Annotated in this window: 19 protein-coding genes; 11 read left to right on the plus strand and 8 right to left on the minus strand. The window is 64.0% G+C overall.

Annotated elements, in window-relative coordinates; genetic code table 11:
- Positions 1-81 precede the first annotated feature (81 nt).
- The gene (locus tag ABC729_RS11915) at positions 82-855 is read left to right on the plus strand and encodes an RluA family pseudouridine synthase (protein WP_495607786.1); all 774 of its coding nucleotides are present in this window, start codon (positions 82-84) and stop codon (positions 853-855) included.
- Here ABC729_RS11915 and ABC729_RS11920 read toward each other — a convergent pair.
- The 4 genes from ABC729_RS11920 to ABC729_RS11935 form a co-directional block, all read right to left on the minus strand.
- Complete coding sequence (locus ABC729_RS11920) at positions 815-1,132, minus strand: putative quinol monooxygenase (RefSeq protein ID WP_495607787.1); 318 nt, start codon at positions 1,130-1,132, stop codon at positions 815-817. The two genes, ABC729_RS11915 and ABC729_RS11920, sit on opposite strands and share 41 nt — an antisense overlap.
- Positions 1,133-1,150: 18 nt before the next feature.
- A complete protein-coding gene (locus ABC729_RS11925; RefSeq protein ID WP_495607788.1) occupies positions 1,151-1,642 on the minus strand; it encodes a hypothetical protein in 492 nt (163 codons plus the stop codon).
- Positions 1,642-2,793 carry a DUF2157 domain-containing protein gene (locus ABC729_RS11930; protein ID WP_495607789.1) on the minus strand — a complete coding sequence of 384 codons (1,152 nt, stop codon included), beginning with the start codon at positions 2,791-2,793 and terminating at the stop codon, positions 1,642-1,644. Before ABC729_RS11930 ends, ABC729_RS11925 begins: the two co-directional genes overlap by 1 nt.
- A 61-nt stretch (positions 2,794-2,854) precedes the next feature.
- Entirely contained in the window at positions 2,855-4,015 is a 1,161-nt protein-coding gene (locus tag ABC729_RS11935) for an MFS transporter (protein ID WP_495607790.1), read from the minus strand.
- Between the two features lie 181 nt (positions 4,016-4,196).
- On the opposite strand from ABC729_RS11935, the gene ABC729_RS11940 reads away from it, so the two are divergent.
- The 7 genes from ABC729_RS11940 (at position 4,197) to ABC729_RS11970 (ending at position 11,755) form a co-directional block, all read left to right on the plus strand.
- The gene (locus ABC729_RS11940; protein ID WP_495607791.1) at positions 4,197-4,709 is read left to right on the plus strand and encodes an HPP family protein; all 513 of its coding nucleotides are present in this window, start codon (positions 4,197-4,199) and stop codon (positions 4,707-4,709) included.
- A 170-nt stretch (positions 4,710-4,879) separates the two neighbouring features.
- On the plus strand, positions 4,880-5,998 hold the full coding sequence (dnaN, locus tag ABC729_RS11945; protein ID WP_495607792.1) for a DNA polymerase III subunit beta: 1,119 nt from the start codon (positions 4,880-4,882) through the stop codon (positions 5,996-5,998).
- 126 nt (positions 5,999-6,124) lie between these two features.
- On the plus strand, positions 6,125-6,397 hold the full coding sequence (locus ABC729_RS11950) for a plasmid mobilization protein (protein WP_495607793.1): 273 nt from the start codon (positions 6,125-6,127) through the stop codon (positions 6,395-6,397).
- The gene (locus tag ABC729_RS11955) at positions 6,394-6,615 is read left to right on the plus strand and encodes a hypothetical protein (protein ID WP_495607794.1); all 222 of its coding nucleotides are present in this window, start codon (positions 6,394-6,396) and stop codon (positions 6,613-6,615) included. The genes ABC729_RS11950 and ABC729_RS11955 overlap by 4 nt, the downstream gene beginning before the upstream one ends.
- 27 nt (positions 6,616-6,642) lie before the next feature.
- On the plus strand, positions 6,643-7,818 hold the full coding sequence (gene recF, locus ABC729_RS11960) for a DNA replication/repair protein RecF (protein WP_495608674.1): 1,176 nt from the start codon (positions 6,643-6,645) through the stop codon (positions 7,816-7,818).
- A 187-nt stretch (positions 7,819-8,005) separates the two neighbouring features.
- On the plus strand, positions 8,006-10,576 hold the full coding sequence (gene gyrB, locus ABC729_RS11965; RefSeq protein ID WP_495607795.1) for a DNA topoisomerase (ATP-hydrolyzing) subunit B: 2,571 nt from the start codon (positions 8,006-8,008) through the stop codon (positions 10,574-10,576).
- A gap of 84 nt (positions 10,577-10,660) precedes the next feature.
- Positions 10,661-11,755: a potassium channel family protein gene (locus ABC729_RS11970; RefSeq protein ID WP_495607796.1), complete on the plus strand. Its 1,095-nt coding sequence runs from the start codon at positions 10,661-10,663 to the stop codon at positions 11,753-11,755.
- Here the strand turns inward: ABC729_RS11970 and ABC729_RS11975 are convergent.
- Positions 11,752-15,420, minus strand: coding sequence for a P-loop NTPase fold protein (locus ABC729_RS11975; protein ID WP_495607797.1), 3,669 nt, complete (start codon positions 15,418-15,420; stop codon positions 11,752-11,754). The two genes, ABC729_RS11970 and ABC729_RS11975, sit on opposite strands and share 4 nt — an antisense overlap.
- Before the next feature lie 109 nt (positions 15,421-15,529).
- On the minus strand, positions 15,530-16,333 hold the full coding sequence (locus tag ABC729_RS11980) for a hypothetical protein (protein ID WP_495607798.1): 804 nt from the start codon (positions 16,331-16,333) through the stop codon (positions 15,530-15,532).
- Between the two features lie 233 nt (positions 16,334-16,566).
- Here ABC729_RS11980 and ABC729_RS11985 point away from each other — a divergent pair, with 233 nt between their 5' ends.
- Positions 16,567-18,261 carry a thiamine pyrophosphate-binding protein gene (locus ABC729_RS11985; protein ID WP_495607799.1) on the plus strand — a complete coding sequence of 565 codons (1,695 nt, stop codon included), beginning with the start codon at positions 16,567-16,569 and terminating at the stop codon, positions 18,259-18,261.
- Between the two features lie 148 nt (positions 18,262-18,409).
- On the opposite strand, the gene ABC729_RS11990 is transcribed toward ABC729_RS11985, so the two are convergent.
- Positions 18,410-18,787 carry a tRNA-binding protein gene (locus tag ABC729_RS11990; RefSeq protein ID WP_495607800.1) on the minus strand — a complete coding sequence of 126 codons (378 nt, stop codon included), beginning with the start codon at positions 18,785-18,787 and terminating at the stop codon, positions 18,410-18,412.
- Positions 18,788-18,924: 137 nt separating this feature from the next.
- Between ABC729_RS11990 and ABC729_RS11995 the strand changes: the two genes are divergently transcribed.
- Both ABC729_RS11995 and ABC729_RS12000 read left to right on the plus strand, forming a co-directional pair.
- Positions 18,925-19,362: a hypothetical protein gene (locus ABC729_RS11995; RefSeq protein ID WP_495607801.1), complete on the plus strand. Its 438-nt coding sequence runs from the start codon at positions 18,925-18,927 to the stop codon at positions 19,360-19,362.
- A 3-nt stretch (positions 19,363-19,365) separates the two neighbouring features.
- Complete coding sequence (locus tag ABC729_RS12000; protein WP_495607802.1) at positions 19,366-19,590, plus strand: helix-turn-helix transcriptional regulator; 225 nt, start codon at positions 19,366-19,368, stop codon at positions 19,588-19,590.
- 58 nt (positions 19,591-19,648) lie between these two features.
- Here ABC729_RS12000 and folE read toward each other — a convergent pair whose 3' ends face one another.
- Positions 19,649-20,293 (minus strand): GTP cyclohydrolase I FolE, encoded by a 645-nt coding sequence (folE, locus tag ABC729_RS12005; protein WP_495608675.1) that lies wholly within the window; start codon positions 20,291-20,293, stop codon positions 19,649-19,651.
- Between the last annotated feature and the right edge of the window lie 136 nt (positions 20,294-20,429).

Genomic DNA, 20,429 nt, shown 5'->3' on the forward strand with positions numbered 1-20,429 from the left:
GACCACCGGTTCCAGTAGAATGAAGGGGCCGCACCGGCAACGGTGCGGCCCTTTTCATATGAAGATAAGATTGCCGATGCCATGAACGAAGCCGACCTGCTTTCCCGCCTCCTTTACCGTGACGGCCTGATGCTGGTGCTGGACAAGCCGGCAGGCATCGCCGTGCATGCGGGGCCGGACACGGCCAAGGGCAAGGGCGACAATCTGGAACGGCATTTCGATGCGTTGCGCTTCGGCTTCCCGAAGCCGCCGTCCCTGGCCCATCGGCTGGACCGTGACACCTCGGGCTGTTTGATTTTGGGCCGGCATCCCAAGGCGCTGCGCCGGCTGGGCATCCTGTTTCAGGAAGGCAAGGTCGCCAAGACCTACTGGGCCATCGTCCTGGGTCATCCCGCCGACAATAGCGGCAAGATCGATGCCGGCCTGACCAAGGTCAGCGATGCGCGGCGCGGCTGGCGCATGGTCATCGACAAGGAAAACGGACAGGCCAGCGTCACGATCTGGCGCGTGCGCGGGCGAGGCGAGTTGCCGGGCATCGGCCCTGTCGCCTTCATGGAATTGAACCCCAAGACGGGGCGCACCCATCAGATTCGGGTGCATATGCAGCATCTGGGGCACCCGCTGCTGGGCGACCCGATCTACCTGCCTGCCGGTGCGCCGGGCAAGGTTGGGGACATGCTGCACCTGCATTCCCGCGCCATCACGGTGCCCATCCAGGCGACCAAGCCGCCCGTCACCGTCACGGCCCCCGTACCGCCCCATATGCGGGCTGCCCTGACAGCCTGCGGCTGGGCCGGAGAGGATGCAGGCGCGCTCAATCCTCCGGCCACGGCTCCGTCACCAGACCGACCCTGACCACGGCGTCGCCCTGTTCGGCGCGCCATGCGCTCCAGCGCTGAAAATGCGGGGAGGCATGGTGGCTGCGCATCGCCGCCTCATCCACGAATTCCTCCCAGACATGGAAGATGGCGGGGCCGCCCTCCTTCTCCTCGGAAGGGGAGCGGGCAGCCCGGAACTGGATACAGCCCGGCTCCTGCCGGCTATGGCGCAGGTTGTGGCCAAAATATTCCATGAACCCGTCCAGATGGGTCAGCGCAACCTCCACCCGGATCAAACGGCCTGCACACGCCATATCGGCTTTCCTCCTTGATTATTCGGCCTCTGGCAGGGATTGGCCATCGACCTGGATGTCCTCCAGCGCGATGCCGCCCTGCCCGTCGAATCGCACCGCGACATCGACCCGCACCGTGGCATCGCGCAGCAGCGCCTCCAGCCGGACCGCCCGTTCCTGCGACTGGTAAATCCGCAATTCCCGCCCCGGATCGGCCAGGGGGTAGGCGCAAGTCCGCAAGGCATCCGGGGTACAGGACGGTAGGGTCGTGAAACCGGGACGTCCATCGGCACCGCCCGGCGTCAGGCATATGCAGTCAGCTTCGCCCATGCGCCCCGGCGGCAACCCGGCAATATCCAGCCGGGCCAGCAGATAATGGCCGCGCAGCAGGTCACGTGGATCAAACCCAGCCAGCCGGACCCGCATCACCGGATCATCGGCGCGCAGCAGCGGCAGCGACAGGGCCCAACCCGCCAGGATCAGGGTCGGCAGGGCCAGCAGGGCCGCGCGCAGCAGGGCTTCCTTGCGCATCACGCCCCTTCCTCCGTCCGCCTTGCCTCACCCCATTCCATGACCCGCCGCGCCGCGAATGCCAGTCCCAGCAGCACGCCCCCCGCCAGCACCAGACCAAAGCCTGTGGCCAGCAGCCCGCCCGTGGCATCCAGATAGGCGACGAAGACCCGCACCGCGATCAGCGCCACGGCCAGCCGGAACCAGCCCGGCCGTTCCGTCAGCAAGGCCAGCCGCGCCAGCGCGATCCAGTAGAGGCAGAACAACACCCCCGTCAGGATGGCGGCCACAGTGCCGTCCAGCAGGAAGGGCAAAACCGACAAGGGCGGGGCGAGCGCCAGCAGCACGCCGAATCCCAGCCGCACGCCCGCCCGGTCAGGCGGCGACAGGGCATGGGCGGCGGCGATAGCGACCATGCCCACGGCCCCACCAATGCCCGCGTCCCACATCACATCCGGTTCCGGGACCCCATCGATCAGGGGGCGCAGCACCAGCAGCAGGATGGTCAGCCCGCCGATCAGCGTGCCCACCGCCGCCTGCCTCAGATGCCGGGCCCAGACCGCAGGCACGGGCCGGGGGGCCAGCCGCGCCAGATAGAGCAGCGCCAGGAACAGAATCAGGATGCTGGCCGACAGGCGCCTTTCATGCAGCCCATCCCAATGATCGGCCAGCAGGGCACCGGCCCAGGTGAACAGGCCCAGGACCCAGACCCAGCGGTTCAGCCCGCCCCGTGCCAGCAGCAGGGTGAAGGGTGTGGACAGCAGCAGCCAGCCACCCATCAGGCCGCTGGCGCTGCCCTGCAACTGAAAGCTCTGTCCGATATGGGCGATCAGGGCCAGGGTGGAGAGCGAGAGCAGCAGCACGCCGCCTTCCACCCGCGCGGACGATGTCGCCCGCCCGGCCGCCTGCCAGATGAAGGCCCCCAGACCCAGATTGATCAGGACATGCAGGCCCAAACGCGGGCCAATGGGGATGGCATCCCAATTGGCGGCGATGATGGCAATGATACCGACGCCGATGGTGAAGGCGCCCAGCGCCGCCAGGGCCAGGGCCAGCTTCGGTCGTCCCCGCGTCGCCTCAAACGCGGCGATGCGCGCGGCCTGATCATCACTGATCAGGCCTTCGTGCCGCCAATCGGCCAGCTTCGCATCCAGACCGTAACCCCAGCCCATGCCACCTTTCCCGCAATCACGGCCCCAAGGGTCGCGGAAAGCACCGTGCCTTACAAGTAGATCAATCGGCCAAACGCGGCAGCAGGATCAACGCCGCCAGTCCCATCGCCTGCACCAACGCCACCGCCAGGGTCAGCGCCGGCAGGCCCAGAATGATGAAGGGGGCCAGCAGCGCCGTCCCGACCGAGGAGATGCCCGTTATGAACAGGATGACCAGGGCGGCGGCGCGGTCATCATCGCCGCGTCCCGCCATGATGGCGCGCAGGAAGCCCGGCGGCCCGCGCAGGCCCAGCCCGATATTCATGGGCGCGAACAGCACCGACAGCATCCAGACCGGCCCGCCCCCCGTCCAGCCGAAGATCAGCAGCAGGATGCCCGACAGAAAGGCCATGGCCGTGCCGATACTGATCATGCGTTCGATCCCGAAGCGCCGGGCCAGCCCACCCGCCAGATTGGCGGTAACGGCAAACAGCGTGACGCCGATGGCCTGCATCACCACGAAATCACCCATGCTGCCGCCCATGCCCGCAGTGATGGTGACGGGTGCGCCGAACACGAAGATCAGCAGCCCGCCCAGCACCCCGCCATGCGACAGGCCATAGCGCAGGAAGACGGGATCGCGCAGCAGCTTTCCATAGGAGCCGTCCTGCCGCTTTTTCACCCGCCCGCCGGGCAGGATGCCCAGACCGGCCATCAGGCAGGCCAGCACCAGCAAGGCCGCCAGCGCGATGGCCACAAACGGTGCCTGCCACCCGGCCCAGGCAATCAGCGCCGCCCCGGCCAAGGGGGCCGCCCCAGGTGCAATGGCCTCAATCGAACCGAGCAGCGCCAGGGCGCGCATGGCCCCGACCTCATCAAACAGACGGCGGATGATACCGGGGGCAAAGACCGCGGGGGCGGACCCGGCCAACCCCTGTCCGGCGCGCAGCGCGATCAGCAGATCCAGATCGGTGACCAGCACCGACAGACCCGACAGGACCCCGAATGCCGCCATGGCCCCCAGCAGCAGAAAGCGCCGATCGAACCGCGCCGCCAGCGTACCGAACAGCAGCATGCCCGCCATGGCACCCGCCACATAGGCGGCGATCACCAACTGTGCCCGCGCCGCATCCCCTCCCGGCCATGACGCCAGCAGCGGCAGCGACGGCAGTACCAGATCAATCCCTGCAAGCCCCAGAAGGGTGCCCATGACCAGCAAGGCGCAGATCAATATCCGCGTCATAACCCAATTCCCTCTCTCTCAAAGCCCCTGCCCCAATAAATCCGAAATCGGATCAGTTCCGATAGGACACAATCTGAACCGCAGGCATGCGTGGCGTTCAACCGAGCGGCACGATAGAGATTGATTGCAAATTGTGCGCTCTCAGGTCAGAAAACAGGCATCTATTGCACAGGATTTACCCATGCCGCGTCACCTGCTGGTTCGTCATGAAGCCCGCCATCCGCATCTGGCCGCCCATGTGAAGGCCGGGCTGGGGGCGGCGGTGACCATCGCGGCGGCGGGCTGGCTGGCCGGGGTGACGCATCTGCCACTGCTGCTGGCCCCGTTCGGGGCCAGCGCCGTCCTGTTGTTTGCACAAGCGGCAAGCCCGCTGGCCCAGCCGGTAAATGTCATTGGCGGTTATCTGCTGGCGGGTCTGGTCACCTTGCTGGCCCATATGGCCCTGCCCGCCGATTGGTGGGTGGTGGGGCTGACCGTGGGGGCTGCCATCACCATGATGTCGCTGGCCCGCCTGACCCATCCGCCGGCAGGTGCAATGCCGGTCGTGGTGGCGGGATCGACCACGATGCCAGCTCTGGAACTGCTGTCCATCGCGGTGGCCGGGGCCGTGGTCATGACCATCTATGCCGCCCTGCATCATCGTCTGCCGCCGCGTTTCGACTATCCCAAGCGCCCCGCCCCCGTGGTTGGTTGAACCAGTTCGCCGGGTCACACCCTGTCCATCAGACAGTGGGGCGATCCATGCAGCAAACCCCTGTTATGTCCGATGTCTTATGCTATGGTAGCGCCCCTTCCGGCCCTTGGCCGGGGGATTGGAAGAACATTGTCGTCCCCCTTCGGGGGACCTAGCCGACCGGAACCAGGATGAAGATCATCATCGAACGTGCCGCCCTGCTTCGCTCCCTCGGGCATGTGCAGAGCATCGTCGAACGGCGCAATACCATTCCGGTCCTGTCCAATGTCCTGTTGAATGCGGCCAATGGCGAACTGTCGCTGACCGCCACCGACATGGACCTGGAGATTGTGGAAAGCGTGCCGGCGGAAATCGCCATGCCCGGTTCGGCAACCGCCCCGGCCCACACCCTGTATGACATCGCCCGCAAGCTGCCCGATGGCAGCCAGGTGGAGCTGGATGCGACGGGCGATGTGCTGACCCTGCGGTCGGGCCGGTCCCATTTCAAGCTGGGCACCCTGCCTGTCGATGATTTCCCGCAGATGGCGCAGGGCGATCTGGCCCACAGCTTCACCCTGACGGTCAGCGAGCTGAAGGCCCTGATCGACCGTACCAAGTTCGCCATCAGCACCGAGGAAACCCGGTACTATCTGAACGGCATTTATGTGCATGCGACCAAGCCGAAGGGTGGCGACGCCCCGGCCCTGCGCGCCGTCGCCACCGACGGTCACCGTCTGGCCCGCGTGGAAGTGCCGTTGCCCGATGGCGCATCCGCCATTCCCGGCGTGATCGTGCCGCGCAAGACCGTGCTGGAAGTGCGCAAGCTGCTGGACGAGGTGGCGGGCAGCATTGATGTGCAGCTGTCGGAAACCAAGGTCCGCTTCGCCTTCGACAATGTCGTGCTGACCAGCAAGCTGATCGACGGCACCTTCCCGGATTATGAGCGCGTGATCCCCGCCGGCAATGACAAGGTGCTGGAGGTCAACTCCAAGTCCTTCGCCGCCGCCGTCGACCGCGTCGCCACCATCTCGACCGAGAAGTCGCGCGCCGTGAAGCTGTCGCTGGGCCGTGACCTGCTGACCCTGTCCGCCAGCTCCGCCGATGCCGGTTCGGCCACGGAAGAGCTGGAAATTGCCTATGACAACACGCCCCTGGAAATCGGCTTCAACAGCCGCTACCTGCTGGACATCACCGGCCAGATCGAAAGCGGCACCGCCCGTTTCCAGATGGCCGATGGCGGTTCCCCCACCATCGTCCGCGACGCCCAGGACGCCACGGCGCTCTATGTGCTGATGCCGATGCGCGTGTGAGGATAAGGACGGTTTGAGTCTGTGAAACGCCCTGGCCGGGAGACCGGTCGGGGCGTTTCTGTTTTGCAGCCACTTGTCATGTTCCCGTCAGAGGCGCATCCTATGTCCATGCCATGGACATAGGAGATGACGATGGCGGCGACGGCGCGGCTGGTGGTGCAGATGACACCGGCGGAAAAGACAAGGTTGGATGCGCAGGCCCGCCGCCTGGGCATTACGACGTCTGAGTTCGTGCGCCGCCGCGTGGCCGATGATGACCTGATCGAGAACCGGGAAGAGATAGAGGCGTTGCTATCCGCGCTGAATGATGCAGCCCCACGCATCCTGGGTCACTTGGACCGCTCCATTGAAGCAGCGGAGGCGGCCCTTGCCGACCTGAGCAAGGACCGTCCGGCATGAGCTTTGGCGACAAAATCCTCAGTGGTCTGAAGACCATCGTTCTCATTGAGGAAAAGGTACAGCGGCTGGATGCAACGGTTGGGGAGTTGCGCCGGGAGACCGTCAAAACTATCGCAGACCATGAACGTCGCCTGACACGGCTGGAAACCATAGTGGAAATCGCCCGGCCCGACGGTGCCACCCTGCGCATCGCCCGCCACGAAGATCGTGGCGAATGACCTACCGGTGTCGGAGTTGCTGAATTGATCCCCCCCACCCTGGCCGTCACCCGCCTGACGGTGACCCGGTTCCGTTCCTATGCCAGCGCGCGGCTTGAATGCGATGCGCGGCCTGTCGTGCTGACGGGGGAAAACGGGGCCGGCAAGACCAATATCCTTGAAGCGGTCAGTTTCCTGGCCCCCGGTCGCGGCATGCGCCGGGCCAAATTGTCGGAGATTGAGCGGATCGGCGACAGCACGGCGGCGGAATGGACGGGCGGGCCGGGTTGGGCCATCGCGGCAACCGTCGCCACGCCCCTGGGTCCGGTGGAAATCGGCACGGGCCGTGACCCGGCGGGCGGGGAAAGCGAACGCCGTCTGGTCCATATCGATGGACGCCCCGCCAAGGGCCAGATCGCGCTGGCCGAACATGTCTCCGTCGTCTGGCTGACGCCACAGATGGACCGGCTGTTCCTGGAAGGGGCGGTGGGGCGGCGGCGGTTCCTGGACCGGCTGGTCTTCGGGTTTGACAGCGGTCATGCCGGACGCCTGACCAAATACGAAAATGCCCTGCGCGAACGCGCCCGCATCCTGCGCGACGGCCCGGTCGATCCCGCCTGGCTGTCCAGCCTGGAAAGCCAGATGGCGGAAACCGGTATTGCCGTGGCCGCCGCCCGCGCCGATATGGCAGCCCGGCTGGAAGCAGCGGCGGCGCAGGGGGTAGGGCCGTTTCCCGCCCCCGGCATTGCCATTATCGGGGCCGTCGATGCGCTGCTGGCCGGACGCCCAGCGCTGGACGCCGAAGAGGCCTTTCGCAAGGCGCTGGCGGAGGGACGGCGGGCCGATGCGGCGGCGGGCGGGGCCACCATCGGGCCGCACCGGTCCGACCTTGCCGTCACCTACCGCGCCAAGGATATGCCCGCTGAACTGGGCAGTACCGGCGAACAGAAGGCACTGCTGATCGCCATCGTGCTGGCCAATGCCCGCCTGATGCGGGCAGAGACGGGGACCGCACCATTGCTGCTGCTGGATGAAGTGGCCGCACACTTGGATGAAGGCCGGCGGCAGGCGCTTTTCGATGAGATTCTGGCCACCGGCAGCCAGGCCTGGATGACCGGCACGGATGCCGACATCTTCCGCCCGCTGGGGGCGTCCGCCACCCATGTCACGGTTGCGCAATCGCGGCTTAGCCCTCAATCCGACAATGTCGAATTGTCGGATTGAGGGACGGCGGCGACTGCTGGCGCGCGCCACGTGGCGCGTTAGCCAAGCTGACGGATGTGGGTGCCGGCGCCTGAGGTCATTGACCGGGCACGGTCAATGAAAACGGGTAAGCCCCATGCGGAAATTTGACAGTGTTCTGACGGTTTTACCCCTGTTTTTCGGCACTTTCTGATACACTCCCGGCACCATGACGAATACCGAACATACCCAAGCCGCCGCCCCCTCCGTCGCCGCCGCCGCAGAGGAATATGGGGCCAGTTCCATCAAGGTGCTGAAGGGCCTGGACGCCGTCCGCAAGCGTCCCGGCATGTATATCGGCGATACCGATGACGGGTCCGGCCTGCACCACATGGTGTATGAGGTCGTGGACAACGCCATCGACGAAGCGCTGGCCGGCCATGCCGACCGCGTGGATGTGCGCCTGAATGCCGACGGCTCCGTGACGGTGCGCGACAATGGCCGCGGCATCCCTGTGGATATCCACAAGGAAGAGGGCGTGTCGGCAGCAGAGGTCATCATGACCCAGTTGCATGCCGGCGGTAAGTTCGACCAGAACAGCTACAAGGTGTCGGGCGGCCTGCACGGCGTGGGCGTGTCGGTGGTGAATGCCCTGTCAGAGGTGCTGGACCTGCGCATCTGGCGTCAGGGCCGCATCTGGGAAATGCGTTTCGCCCATGGCGACGCCGTGGCCCCGCTGGCCGATGTCGGCCCCGCCCCCGTGGTGACAGAGGGCAAGCGTGCCGGGGAGGCCCTGACCGGCACGGAAGTGACTTTCCTGCCGTCCAAGGCCACGTTCACCAAGACGGAATTCGATTTCCAGACCCTGGAACATCGCCTGCGCGAGCTGGCCTTCCTCAATTCCGGCGTGCTGATCATCTTCACCGATGCGCGCGGGGTGGAGCCGAAGTCAGTCGAGCTGTTCTATGAGGGCGGGCTGGAGGCGTTTGTCGCCTATCTTGACCGGTCCAAGACCCCGCTGCACAAGCCCGGCATCTATGCCAAGGGTGAGCGCGCGACAGAGGCGGGCGTGCCCGTCGGTGTGGAAGTGTCGTTGCAGTGGAACGACAGCTATCACGAGACGACGCTGTGCTTCACCAACAACATCCCGCAGCGGGATGGCGGCACCCATCTGGCCGGCTTCCGCGCCGCCCTGACCCGTACCGTCAACAAATACGCGGAAGAAAGCGGCATCCTGAAGAAGGAGAAGGTGGCGCTGTCGGGTGACGACATGCGCGAGGGTCTGACCTGCATCATCTCCGTCAAGGTGCCGGACCCGAAATTCTCCAGCCAGACCAAGGACAAGCTGGTTTCCTCCGAAGTAGGCCCGGTCGTGCAGGCCATCTGCGCCGACGCCTTGTCCACCTGGTTCGAAGAACATCCCAATGACGCCAAGCGCGTTGTCGGCAAGGTGGTGGAAGCCGCCGCCGCGCGCGAAGCCGCTCGCAAGGCCCGTGAGCTGACGCGCCGCAAAGGTGCCTTGGACATGGCCAGCCTGCCCGGCAAGCTGGCCGATTGTCAGGAACGCGACCCGGCGCTCTCCGAACTGTTCATCGTGGAGGGCGACAGCGCCGGCGGTTCGGCCAAACAGGGCCGTTCCCGCCAGAATCAGGCCATCCTGCCCCTGCGCGGCAAGATCTTGAATGTGGAGCGGGCGCGGTTTGACAAGATGCTGTCATCCGCCGAAATCGGTACCCTGATCGCGGCGCTTGGCACCGGCATCGGCCGGGACGAGATGAACCCCGAACTGGGCTTCAATATCGAAAAGGCGCGATATCACAAGATCATCATCATGACGGACGCCGACGTTGACGGCGCCCATATCCGCACCCTGCTGCTGACCTTCTTCTATCGCCAGATGCCGGCCTTGATTGAGAAGGGGTATCTTTATATCGCGCAGCCGCCGCTGTACCGCGTGAAGCGCGGCACGGCCAAGGAACGGTATCTGAAGGATGACCGCGCGCTGGAAGATTACCTGATCAATCAGGGCACGGATGATGTGTTCCTGGTGGCCGCCGATGGTTCCGCCAAGGGTGGTGACGATCTGCGCGGTCTGGTCGAACAGGCCCGCGCCGCCAAATCCGCCATCCAGGCCCTGGCCCGCAAGGCCGGCAACCGCGATGTTGTGGAGCAGGCTGCCATCATCGGCGCGCTGTCATCCAGGTTGCTGGACGATGTACCGCGCGCCACCGAACTGGCCGGTATCGTCGCCGACCGCCTGAATGTGCTGGCCCGTGACCGCGCCTTGGCCGCCGGCGACGCCATGGCCGTGGATGCCACCCCCGCCGCCATCGGCGGCTGGCAGGGCACGGCCGACCAGGATGGCCTGATCCTGTCCCGCACCCGCCGGGGCGTGACCCATCGCCATGTCCTGGATGCCGACCTGCTGAAAAGCGTGGAGGCGCGTCGCCTGGACGCCATGTTTGATCACTTGTCCGCCACCTACACCGTGGCCGGTACGTTACGTCACCGGGTCAAGGACCTGCGCCATGTCACCGGCCCGTCCTCGCTGTTCGAGGGCGTGATCGACCAGGGCCGCCACGGCCTGACCATTCAGCGCTATAAGGGTCTGGGCGAAATGAACCCGGAACAGCTGTGGGAAACCACGCTGGACCCCAACGTCCGCACCCTGTTGCAGGTGAAGGTCAACCACGCCGACGACGCCGAGGATGTGTTCAGCACCCTGATGGGCGACGTGGTCGAACCGCGCCGCGCCTTCATTCAGGAAAACGCCCTGAAGGTCGCGAACCTGGACGTGTGATGAAGGGGGCGGGGGTGGCGACATCCCCGCCCTTCTGGTTTTCCTGCCCGTTTCCGTCTCCAGCCTCCTGGCGGTTGACCGACCATGCTGTCCCTGCTCTATCGCTGGTTCCGCTCCCCAAGGTCACGCCTGCATGACGTGACCTTGGGCCGGCGTCTGGGCACGCTGGCGCTGTGGGTGATGGCCGTCTGTGCCGCCCATGTCGGCTCCATGATGGTCCTGGAAGGGATGGCGCTGCGCGATGCGCTGTGGCTGACCGCCACCACCATCGTCACCGTCGGCTATGGCGACCTGTTCGCCAAGACCGATGCCGGGCGGTTGGCCACGGTCGGCTTCATGTATATCGGCGGGATTTTCGTGGTGGCCAGTCTGGTGTCGGCGCTGGTCGACTGGCGCACCGATCAACAGGAACGCAAGGCCAACGGGACCTGGGGGTGGAAATTGTCGAACCATCTGCTGTTGATCGGGGAACCCAGCGGCGACGGGGTGCAGCATCTCTGCCGTTTGGTCGATCAGGTCCGCGCGCATGAGGATTGGCGCGACACGCCCGTCCTGCTGCTGACCCGCGCATTCGAAACCACGCGCCTGCCGGCAGCCCTGGCCGACCGGGGGGTGGTGCATGTCACGGGCGTTGCCGCAGACGCCACTGCCCTTGCCCATGCCGCACCCGATAGGTCGCGGACCACCCTGGTCTTCTCCAGCTCCGAAACCGACCGGGAGGCGACGGCCCGCGTGCTGGACACCGTCCTGCGCCTGCGCGAAGCGGGGCAGAAAACCCCGATCATCGCCGAATGCGTGGATCTGGGTGACCGCGACCGGCTGGCCCGCCTGGGTGGCGCGCAGCCCATCCGCGTCATGCACGGCTATCCCGAGGTGGCGGCCCGCGCCATTGTCAGCCCTGGGTCAGAGGCGCTGATCGAACAGCTTTTCACGGCAGAAGGCGATGAATGCCGCCGCGTCGACCTGCCCCGTGTCTGGGAAGGGAGCTGGCTGGACCTGCTGACCCGCATCGCCGGGGCCAGCATTGGCACGCCCATCGGCTATCTCTGCGCCGATACGGGTGCCGTGCTGGCCAACCCTGTGGGCCGGTCCATCCGCGCCAAGGCCCTGTTCCTGATCGTGGGCGATGACCGGCAGGTCAATGCCGCGCGGGATACGGTGCGTACCCTGTTCGCTTAGGCCAGGATCGGCTGAGGCAGGCCACCACCAGGGCCGTTGAAGCTGAACCGCTGCGCCAGTTCCACGATCCACGCGAACAGGTCCTTCACACCGGGCGCGTCCAGATCAAGCCCCGCGATCTTAGCACGTTCCAGCAGCAGGGCGTGGAATCGGGGGCCGCCCTGCGCCAGGGCCGCCCCCATGTCGGTGATAATCGCGACCTCATGCGTCTGCTCCATCTCCGTACTGGTAAAGCCCAGCCAGATGGCCAGACCAATGGCCAGCGCCCTCTCGTCGCGCTGTTCATCCGTCAGCGCCATGGCGTTCACCTGTGTCTTCAACAATTGATAGACATTGAGGAAGCGCTTCATCCGGCGCGGTACGCCACCCAGCAGCGGGGCAATCGCCGCAATCTCCGCCCGGTCAATGGCCGACAGGGGCGACAGGACCACGGTTTGCGGCGCGGGCACCGGCCGCACGGGTGCCGGTTGCAGGTCTAGCTCCGGGCTGACAGGCTCGTCTTCAGGGGGGGCCGTTTCCAGCGCATCCTCATCCCCGGACGGCCCCGGCACATCCTCATCCGTTTCCCATGCCTCCGGCGCTTTCTGCGCTGCTTCGCGGGCGGGCACTGAACCCTCCGACAAGGCTGGGGCGGGTGAAGTTGATGCCGGTTGGGTGGCCGGGCGCGGGGACACCTGTTCACCCTCGGCGATCCGGTCCATAAGGCCCGTCAGGAAGCGGCTACAGGCCTCGCCATCCATCGGTTCCACCCAGAACGGTATCTGGAAAATCTTCTCCAGATAATCGCGCGGGCTTGCCATATCCCCGCCTTGCGTCGCCTTCTTCACCTTCAGCATCCCGGCATAGGTGCGTTCCAGCGACTGTTCCACCCAGCGCACATCCACCGCCACGACTACGACGAACAGGTCGAAGGCCAGCAGCAGATGCACCGCCTGCAACACTTCCACCACCTTTTCCGGGGGGCAGCGGTCCAGATCGTCGATATAGAGGACGATACGGTCAAAGAGCGCCCGATCCCGCTGTGCTTGCGGATCGGGCGCCTGTTCAGGCATTGCCCGCTTAATGGCCTCGATAACGGTAGGTGGCAACCGCTCCTGGTGCCGATCAAGAAGATCCTGGAGTTTCCGACGAAAGACAATGCCGGCTTCCTGCAGTTCCGCCGCTCCCGCCTCACTACCATGTTGCACAGGCCCAGGCGTCGGGGTGCTTCGCCCAGCCTCACGTATTAAATCAGACAAGGACTGAAAGTCCTTACGGATGGTGGCGACCAGCGTCAAATGCTTAGAGTATTCGCCACCGCCAGCCCGATCCCGAATGAAATGCGTTAGCCGAGCGGCAGTGCTTTGGGCGGCAAACTCATGCTCCGCAGTGACCAATTGCTCACGTGTCCGCTTGAATCGGGCCTCGCATTCTTGAAGCGCCGTCTTTGATTGTTGGAGTCTTATCTGCTGCCTTTGCTCTTCTGCCTCAGCGATCTTGTTCAGGGCATCCCGCGCCGCCTTAAGCTTGCTGAGATACGGATGAATCAGGCGAACCCATGCCCAGCCAGTAGAAACGATCGGAGTCGCATAAACTAGAATCGGCTGAATGAGGCGTAGCCACACCCAGTCGGTTCCATCTGGCAAGAACATTGAGAGATTAGAGGATAAAATAGTCAATGTTGTACAGCACAAAAACAGAATCCAAAGACACCAATCCCGGAAAAGCCTACGCGGTGACTTTACCCATACACCCAGCTTTCCCCAGAAAGTTTTTCCGCTTTCCCACAACGAGATAAGCTTTTCTGTCTTATCTCTCATATTCTTAAGCGTAGTACCCTGTTCCTTTGCATACTGCTCCAACTTCTCGCAAACTTCACCCTTGGCTGCGTCAATTTCGGTCGCGAAAACATGACCGAGAACATTGGCTAATCCCTTCATTGACTGAAGCGTCTGCGTTTGCACCGCCTCATGGGCACGTTCTGTATCCTTCTCTGCCGTATAAGCACGCAATCCAAGGGCAACAAGTTCCTCCAACGCCTCAAACGTCAGGTGGCGAGCGGTGGCCAGCTTGGCAAATAGCTGGTCCGGCTTAGAGACGCCGTCCGATTTCTCGCGAATCCAGCCATCCAACTCCTGGAACAGATGATGGACCAGACTGGCCCAGAGATTCTGTTCGACATAGTGCCAGGCGTTGAAATGGATGGGCACGACCGTGCCGCAGAACGGGCTGTTCTCTGTGTGGCGGGCCTCTGCGGTGATCGTCTGGATGTTCTGCTTGATGCGGCCCATGAAAAAGCTTTTGCCGCTGCCCCAATGGCCGAACAGCCCGATGGACAGCGGCGGTTTCGCCGCGCGCAAACAGATCAGATCGGCAAAGGCCTTGGCATCCCGGCCGACACCCAGAAGGTCCGGCCCGTCCGTGTCGTCGCTGTTGAAGCTGGTGATGCGGAGAGCGGTGACAGGCTGAGGTGGCTCAGGTGTGTTGCTGGACTGGACAATCTCCTCCCGCGCGGTCAGGGCATCAGGGTTGAGGGTGACTTCCTCGCCTTTGACCTTGACGAGGGTGAGGTCGAACATCTGGCTCTCAGCCTCCCACGCACGCGCCACGTCACGGCGGAGGGTTTCGAGATCAACGCCCTTCACCTCAATCGCTGGGTCCATGGTCAGAATGAGATCAACAACGGTGATTCGTTTGCGTCCCGCATGCTCCTTTGCCGCTTTCATCCAAGGCTGAAGAGCGGCAAAGCTTAATTCTCCGCTTTCGATGAAGGGTTTACGGAGATAGTCATCAAGGGTTTGGGCGATCCACTTCCGCGCATGCTGGGACAGGATGTTTTTATAGGGCTGCTTCCAGTATGAAGAATATGCACCAGCGCTTGACACATAAATGAGCGCCGTAAGCAGATCACTTGGCGAAATACGGAGATATTCTCCCAGTGTTGTACGGTAAATTATTCTTTCCGCTATACGTACAGCACAACGCACAATTTTGTCGCATTCCGACCATGGGCTGTACATGATCGGTACGTTTTCAAAATCTACCGATGACGCAGTTAATTTTGATAAATCTATCTGCTCCTTAGAGGTTAAAATAAGTTCTGCTAGTCTAGCCTTATGCAGAATGGATCGCATGCGGAATGTGTTCGCGATACATTGCTGCACTTCAGAGAAAAGTGATCGCCCTATGTCACCAGTACCGGGCACTGGCATCAGCACCAACGGCGTTGCAAGAGGTAATTCTACATCAAATAAGTAAATAATACTAGATAATACATGCGCAATGGAAACACGCTCGTTTGGAGAAAAAGATACTGTTGCCAGAACATAGTAACGATGCTGATCATGAAGGCGTGCTAATTGCGGTGCGCGAAAGAATATCGGGGCGTCTGGGCCATAGAGCGGCGACCTTTCCGCCGTCACCCGCGCTGCATCCTTGAATGCCCGCCAACCATCGCGTCCCAATCTGTTGGCGAGGCTGCGCGCGAAGCTGCCATCCAAGTCGTCAAGTCTGGGGCCCGTTGGTACCACCAGGACGTTAAAGTTCTGCTGCCAGGGGTCGGTATCGTCCCAGGCGATGGTGAGGCGACCAATTTCCGCCAGTGTGACCCTGCCCGTCTGTCCGTCCGATGATGCCACGCTCGCCAACGCTTCGCCCCCGCCCCACGACCCAGCCAGGTGCTTCATGCCCGGCTGTCCATCTGAATGACAATATCAGACCATAGGCACTTCGCCGATGAACGACTTTACTTCACCCCGCATTTTCAACCCTTGTGATGAGGGCAAGGACCGGCAATCAGGCATTCCGGACCCTTATCTGGATATAGTCCAGCGATGCCGGTGAGAAGCTGCCGCCATCGAGACGATAGATCAGGGAGCCTATGGCGACCTCATGCGCCGCCTCCGTATCCTCCCGCTCCACCATCGGCGTGGCCCCCGGAATGGCGCGGAAATTGATATTGGCGTTGAACATGTCGCGCCGGAACACACTGTCCCAGAAGCCTGTCTTCTCACCCCAGAAGGACAGGCCCGTGCCGGCCCGGCGTGTCCCTTCCAGCAAGGTTTCATCCCCCGCCTCCAACGCCGCATCCAGCGCGTCGCCATCCAGGGGTGCCGGGCCAATGACGGAACCGGTGAAGTGCTTGCCGTCACGGTTGCTGAGCCAACCCTTGTTCAGCAGCCGGCCATCCACGGGAATGGACCCCATTTCGATATGCAGCGCGCCACCCGGCGGCACGGCCCCCACCCGCAGGTTGGTGACGGGTGCCGTCAGGTCCGTCTGGCCCGTGGCCCCGGCGGTGCGCAGCCGTTTATAGGCACCGGTCGTCACGTGAAAGGCCAGCTTGAAAACCATGGCGGCAAAGCTGGTGGAAAGGGCCGCCGCCCCACCCCGGATCACCGAGGGCATATGGCTGTCCCGCGCCTTCTGATAGGTGGAGAGCAGCGAGGTCTGGTGACCATAGTCCCGCAACGGGTCGCCATGGGCATCGACCACGCCGCGCAGGTCGTACAGCAGCGGGACCCGGCTGTCATTGACCAGGGCTATACAGACAGGCGCATAACCGTCACCCGCCCGGTAATCAGGCTTGAAGGTCGCCATACCCATATCTCCCGTTCTGGTTGCCGCGCAAAACTATAGGTAATATCCGCCCTTTGAAACAGGGCCTGCGCGCGCGTGCCGCCAAACCGCACACAAGCAGGCATCCACCGGCGATACGCCAGGGGTGGCCGGCATAGTGCCAGAAATGATGCGCATTCCGCGCATTCCGCCACTTCAATCCGGCGGCCATTCCCGCCACAATCGCCCCAACCATTGATCAAGGGACCGCCACCATGACCGTGCCTGCCGCCGCCACCACCGCCACCGCCCGCACCGGCGCCCGCCTTCTGGTCGCGGCGTTGGAGGCGCAGGGGGTGGGGATGGTGTTCGGGGTGCCGGGGGAGAGCTACCTGCCGGTGCTGGATGCCTTGCACGACAGCGGCATCCGCTTCATCACCTGTCGGCAGGAAGGCGGGGCCGCCATCATGGCGGAGGCGCAGGGCAAGCTGACGGGGCGGCCCGGCATCTGCTTTGTCACGCGCGGCCCCGGTGCCACCAACGCCTCTGCCGGCATTCACATTGCGCAGCAGGACGCGACACCCATGATCCTGTTCGTGGGTCAGGTGGCGCGTGACATGCGTCAGCGCGGGGCGTTTCAGGAGGTGGATTACAGCGCCGTTTTCGGCAGCATGAGCAAATGGGCCTTGGAGATCGACAATCCGGCCCGCATCCCCGAACTGGTCGCCCGCGCCTTCCGTGTCGCGTGCCAGGGCCGGCCCGGCCCCGTGGTCATCTCCCTGCCGGAGGATATGCTGACCGAACTGGCGGATGTGGCCGACGCGGCCATCGCCCCCGCCGTTGACGCCTTCCCCGACCCTGATGCCCTGGGCGATCTGGCCCGCCGTCTGGCCGCCGCCGAACGCCCGCTGGCCATCCTGGGCGGCAGCGGTTGGACGGCAGAGACGGCAGGTGCCTTCACCGCCTTTGCCGAGGCACACGACATCCCGCTGGCCGTGGAATTTCGCCGCCAGATGCTGGTCAGCGCCATGAGCGAGGCGTATGCCGGCGACCTGGGCTTTGGCGCCAACCCGGCCCTTCTGGCCCGGGTGAAACAATCCGATCTGGTGCTGCTGCTGGGCGGGACGATGGGCGAGGTGCCGTCACAGGGCTATGAGCTACTGGGCATCCCCAATCCCGGTGTACCGCTGGTGCATGTGCATCCCGGTGCCGAAGAACTGGGCCGGGTCTATCAGGCGGCCCTGTCGATCCAGGCCAGCCCCCGCGCCTTTGTCACCGCCGCCCTGCCCGCCCTGGCCCACACGGTTCCGACAGCCCGTGCCGTGTGGCGCGAAGCGGCCCGCGCCGCCTATCGCGCCTGGACCGACACGGTGCCGGCCAATCCCGGCCCGGTGCAGATGGCGGAGGTGGTGGCCGCCCTGCGCGCCCTGCCGCCGGATTCGGTGATGTGCAACGGGGCCGGCAATTACGCCATCTGGCTGCACCGGTTCCATCGTTATCAGGCCTTTGGCACACAGCTGGCACCGACCAGCGGTTCCATGGGCTATGGCCTGCCCGCCGCTGTGGGGGCCAAGCTGCACCAGCCCGACCGCACCGTCGTGGCGCTGGCCGGTGATGGCTGTTTCCTGATGCATGGGCAGGAATTTGCCACCGCCGTGCAGCATGGGGCCGCCATCGTCGCCGTGGTCATCGATAATGGCATGTACGGCACCATCCGCATGCATCAGGAGCGGGAGTTTCCGGGCCGCGTGCTGGGCACTCAGCTTTACAGCCCCGATTTCGCCGCCCTGGCCCGCGCCTATGGCGGCGTCGGCTTTACCGTGGAAAAGGAAGGCGAGTTCCAGGCCGCGTTTGATACGGCCGTCGCCAGCGGCAAACCGGCCCTGGTGCATGTGCGCCTGGACCCCGAAGCCATCACCCCCACCAGCACCCTGTCCGGCATCCGCGCCAAGGCCCTGGCGGGGAGTTAGAGCGGTTGTCCTTTGACAGGAAAACCGCTCCGGCGGCGACCGCCGCGCCGCTCGTGCGGCGAAAGCCAAGCTGCGGATGCAGCGCCGGCGACTGAGGACTACGAACTGCTAGAGCGTTTTTCCGGTCAACGGAAATATGCTCTAAGAATCAATACATCCGCCCGCCATTGGGCACCGGCTGGTCGGGGGAGAGCAGAACCACCTCCCCCGTCTCGCTGGGCAGGCCCAGGACCAGCACTTCCGACATGAATTTGCCGATCTGGCGCGGCGGGAAATTCACCACCCCCACCACCTGTCGGCCAACCAGCGTTTCAGGCTGGTAATAAGCCGTGATCTGGGCCGATGATTTGCGGATGCCAATCGGCTCCCCAAAATCCACCCACAGCTTGATGGCCGGTCGCCGCGCCTCGGGAAAGGCTTCGGCCTTCACAATGGTGCCGGCCCGGATATCCACCTTCTGGAAATCATCATAGGTGATGGGGCCGCTGCTGCCCGTCTCGGTTTCCGCCATGTCCTTCGCCTCCATGCGCACGCCTCCCCCGCAGTATGTTGCGCTGCGACAAGACGGGGAAGTGGAAATGCATGTTAAACATATTTGACATTTAAGCGCCAATCACGCACATGATGTTAAAAATATCAAACATCATGGATGGAGGCTTTAACATGTCATTCCGGGAGAAACTGGCCTGGATGCAATTGCTGGCGCTGTTGGGCTTTGGCGGGGCTTATTTCATTCCGGTGTTCGGTGCCTATCTGGGCTGGGCTGCCGTGCCGGGCGGTGGACAGTTCATGTGGCTGCTGGTCTGCATCGTGGGGATGATCGTGGGTCAGATCGTCATCGCGATCATCCTGGCCGTGATGCTGGCCTTGCGCAACGAGGGCAAGGTCCGCAGCGCCGCCGATGAACGCGACCGGCAGGTGGCGCTGCTGGGCACGCGCACCGGCTTTTACACGCTGGTGACCGGGACCATCTGCGCCATGCTCAGCCTTCACCATGGCGCCGACAAGCTGATGCTGGTCAATTTCATGTTCTTCGCCCTGCTGCTGGCTGAACTGTCGCGGCTGGGCACGCAGGTCTTCATGTATCGCCGGGGCTGGTGAGCCATGCTGCCCTTCACCAACCAGATCCGCCGCCTGCGTTTTGATGCCAATGAGATGACGCAGCAGGAACTGGCCGACCGGATCGGCGTGACACGCCAGACGGTGGCGGCCATTGAACAGGGCAAATATTCGCCCAGCCTGGAAGCCGCCTTCCGTATCGCGCAGGTCTTTCAGGTGCCGCTGGAAAGCGTGTTCCAGTGGCAGGGCGATGGCCGTAAGCCGGAATGATAAAGGGGGCGGCCCGACAGAGCCGCCCCCTTTTCATGTCACGTCATCGGGCGCGGGGTCAGCCCTCGCCACCACTGGCGGGATTGCCAATCATGGCCAGGAACTCACGGCGCGTCTTCTCATCCTCGCGGAAGGCGCCCAGCATGCGGCTGGTCACCATGGTGACGCCGGGTTTGTGGATGCCGCGCGTCGTCATGCATTGATGCGTCGCCTCGATCACGACCGCCACGCCCAGGGGTTCCAGCACCTCGTCGATGGTATTGGCGATCTGGGCCGTCATCTTTTCCTGGATCTGCAGGCGCTTGGAATAAACCTCGGCCACACGCGCCAGCTTGGAGATGCCGACCACGCGGTTGCGCGGCAGATAGGCGATATGAACCTTGCCGATGATCGGCACCATATGATGCTCGCAATAGCTTTCCAGCCTTATATTGCGCAGCACGACCATCTCGTCATAGCCGTCGGTCTCCTCGAATGTCCGGGCCAGAAGGTCGACGGGATCGACCTCGTAACCGGCGAAGAACTCTTCATAGGACCGGACCACGCGGTCGGGCGTGCCCACCAGACCCTCGCGGTCGGGATCATCGCCGGCCCAGCGGATCAGGGTGCGGACGGCGGCTTCCGCCTCGGCCTTGCTGGGGCGGACCAGATTGGGGTTGGTGGCGGCGGGTCCGGCGCGGCGGCCATGGACGGGACCCGGCACGACCTTGTCGTCATTCTTCTTGGGCACGGTCACGGGGATGCACTCCTCAATGTGTGTGTTCGGCTTGCATGTGCCCCGCCTGGCCGGCGGGCCACCGGCCAGTTCCCCCGATCCGGCCGGCCGGGCTACCTCGAAG

The sequence above is a fragment of the Niveispirillum sp. CC-CTL257 genome (assembly GCF_059489915.1).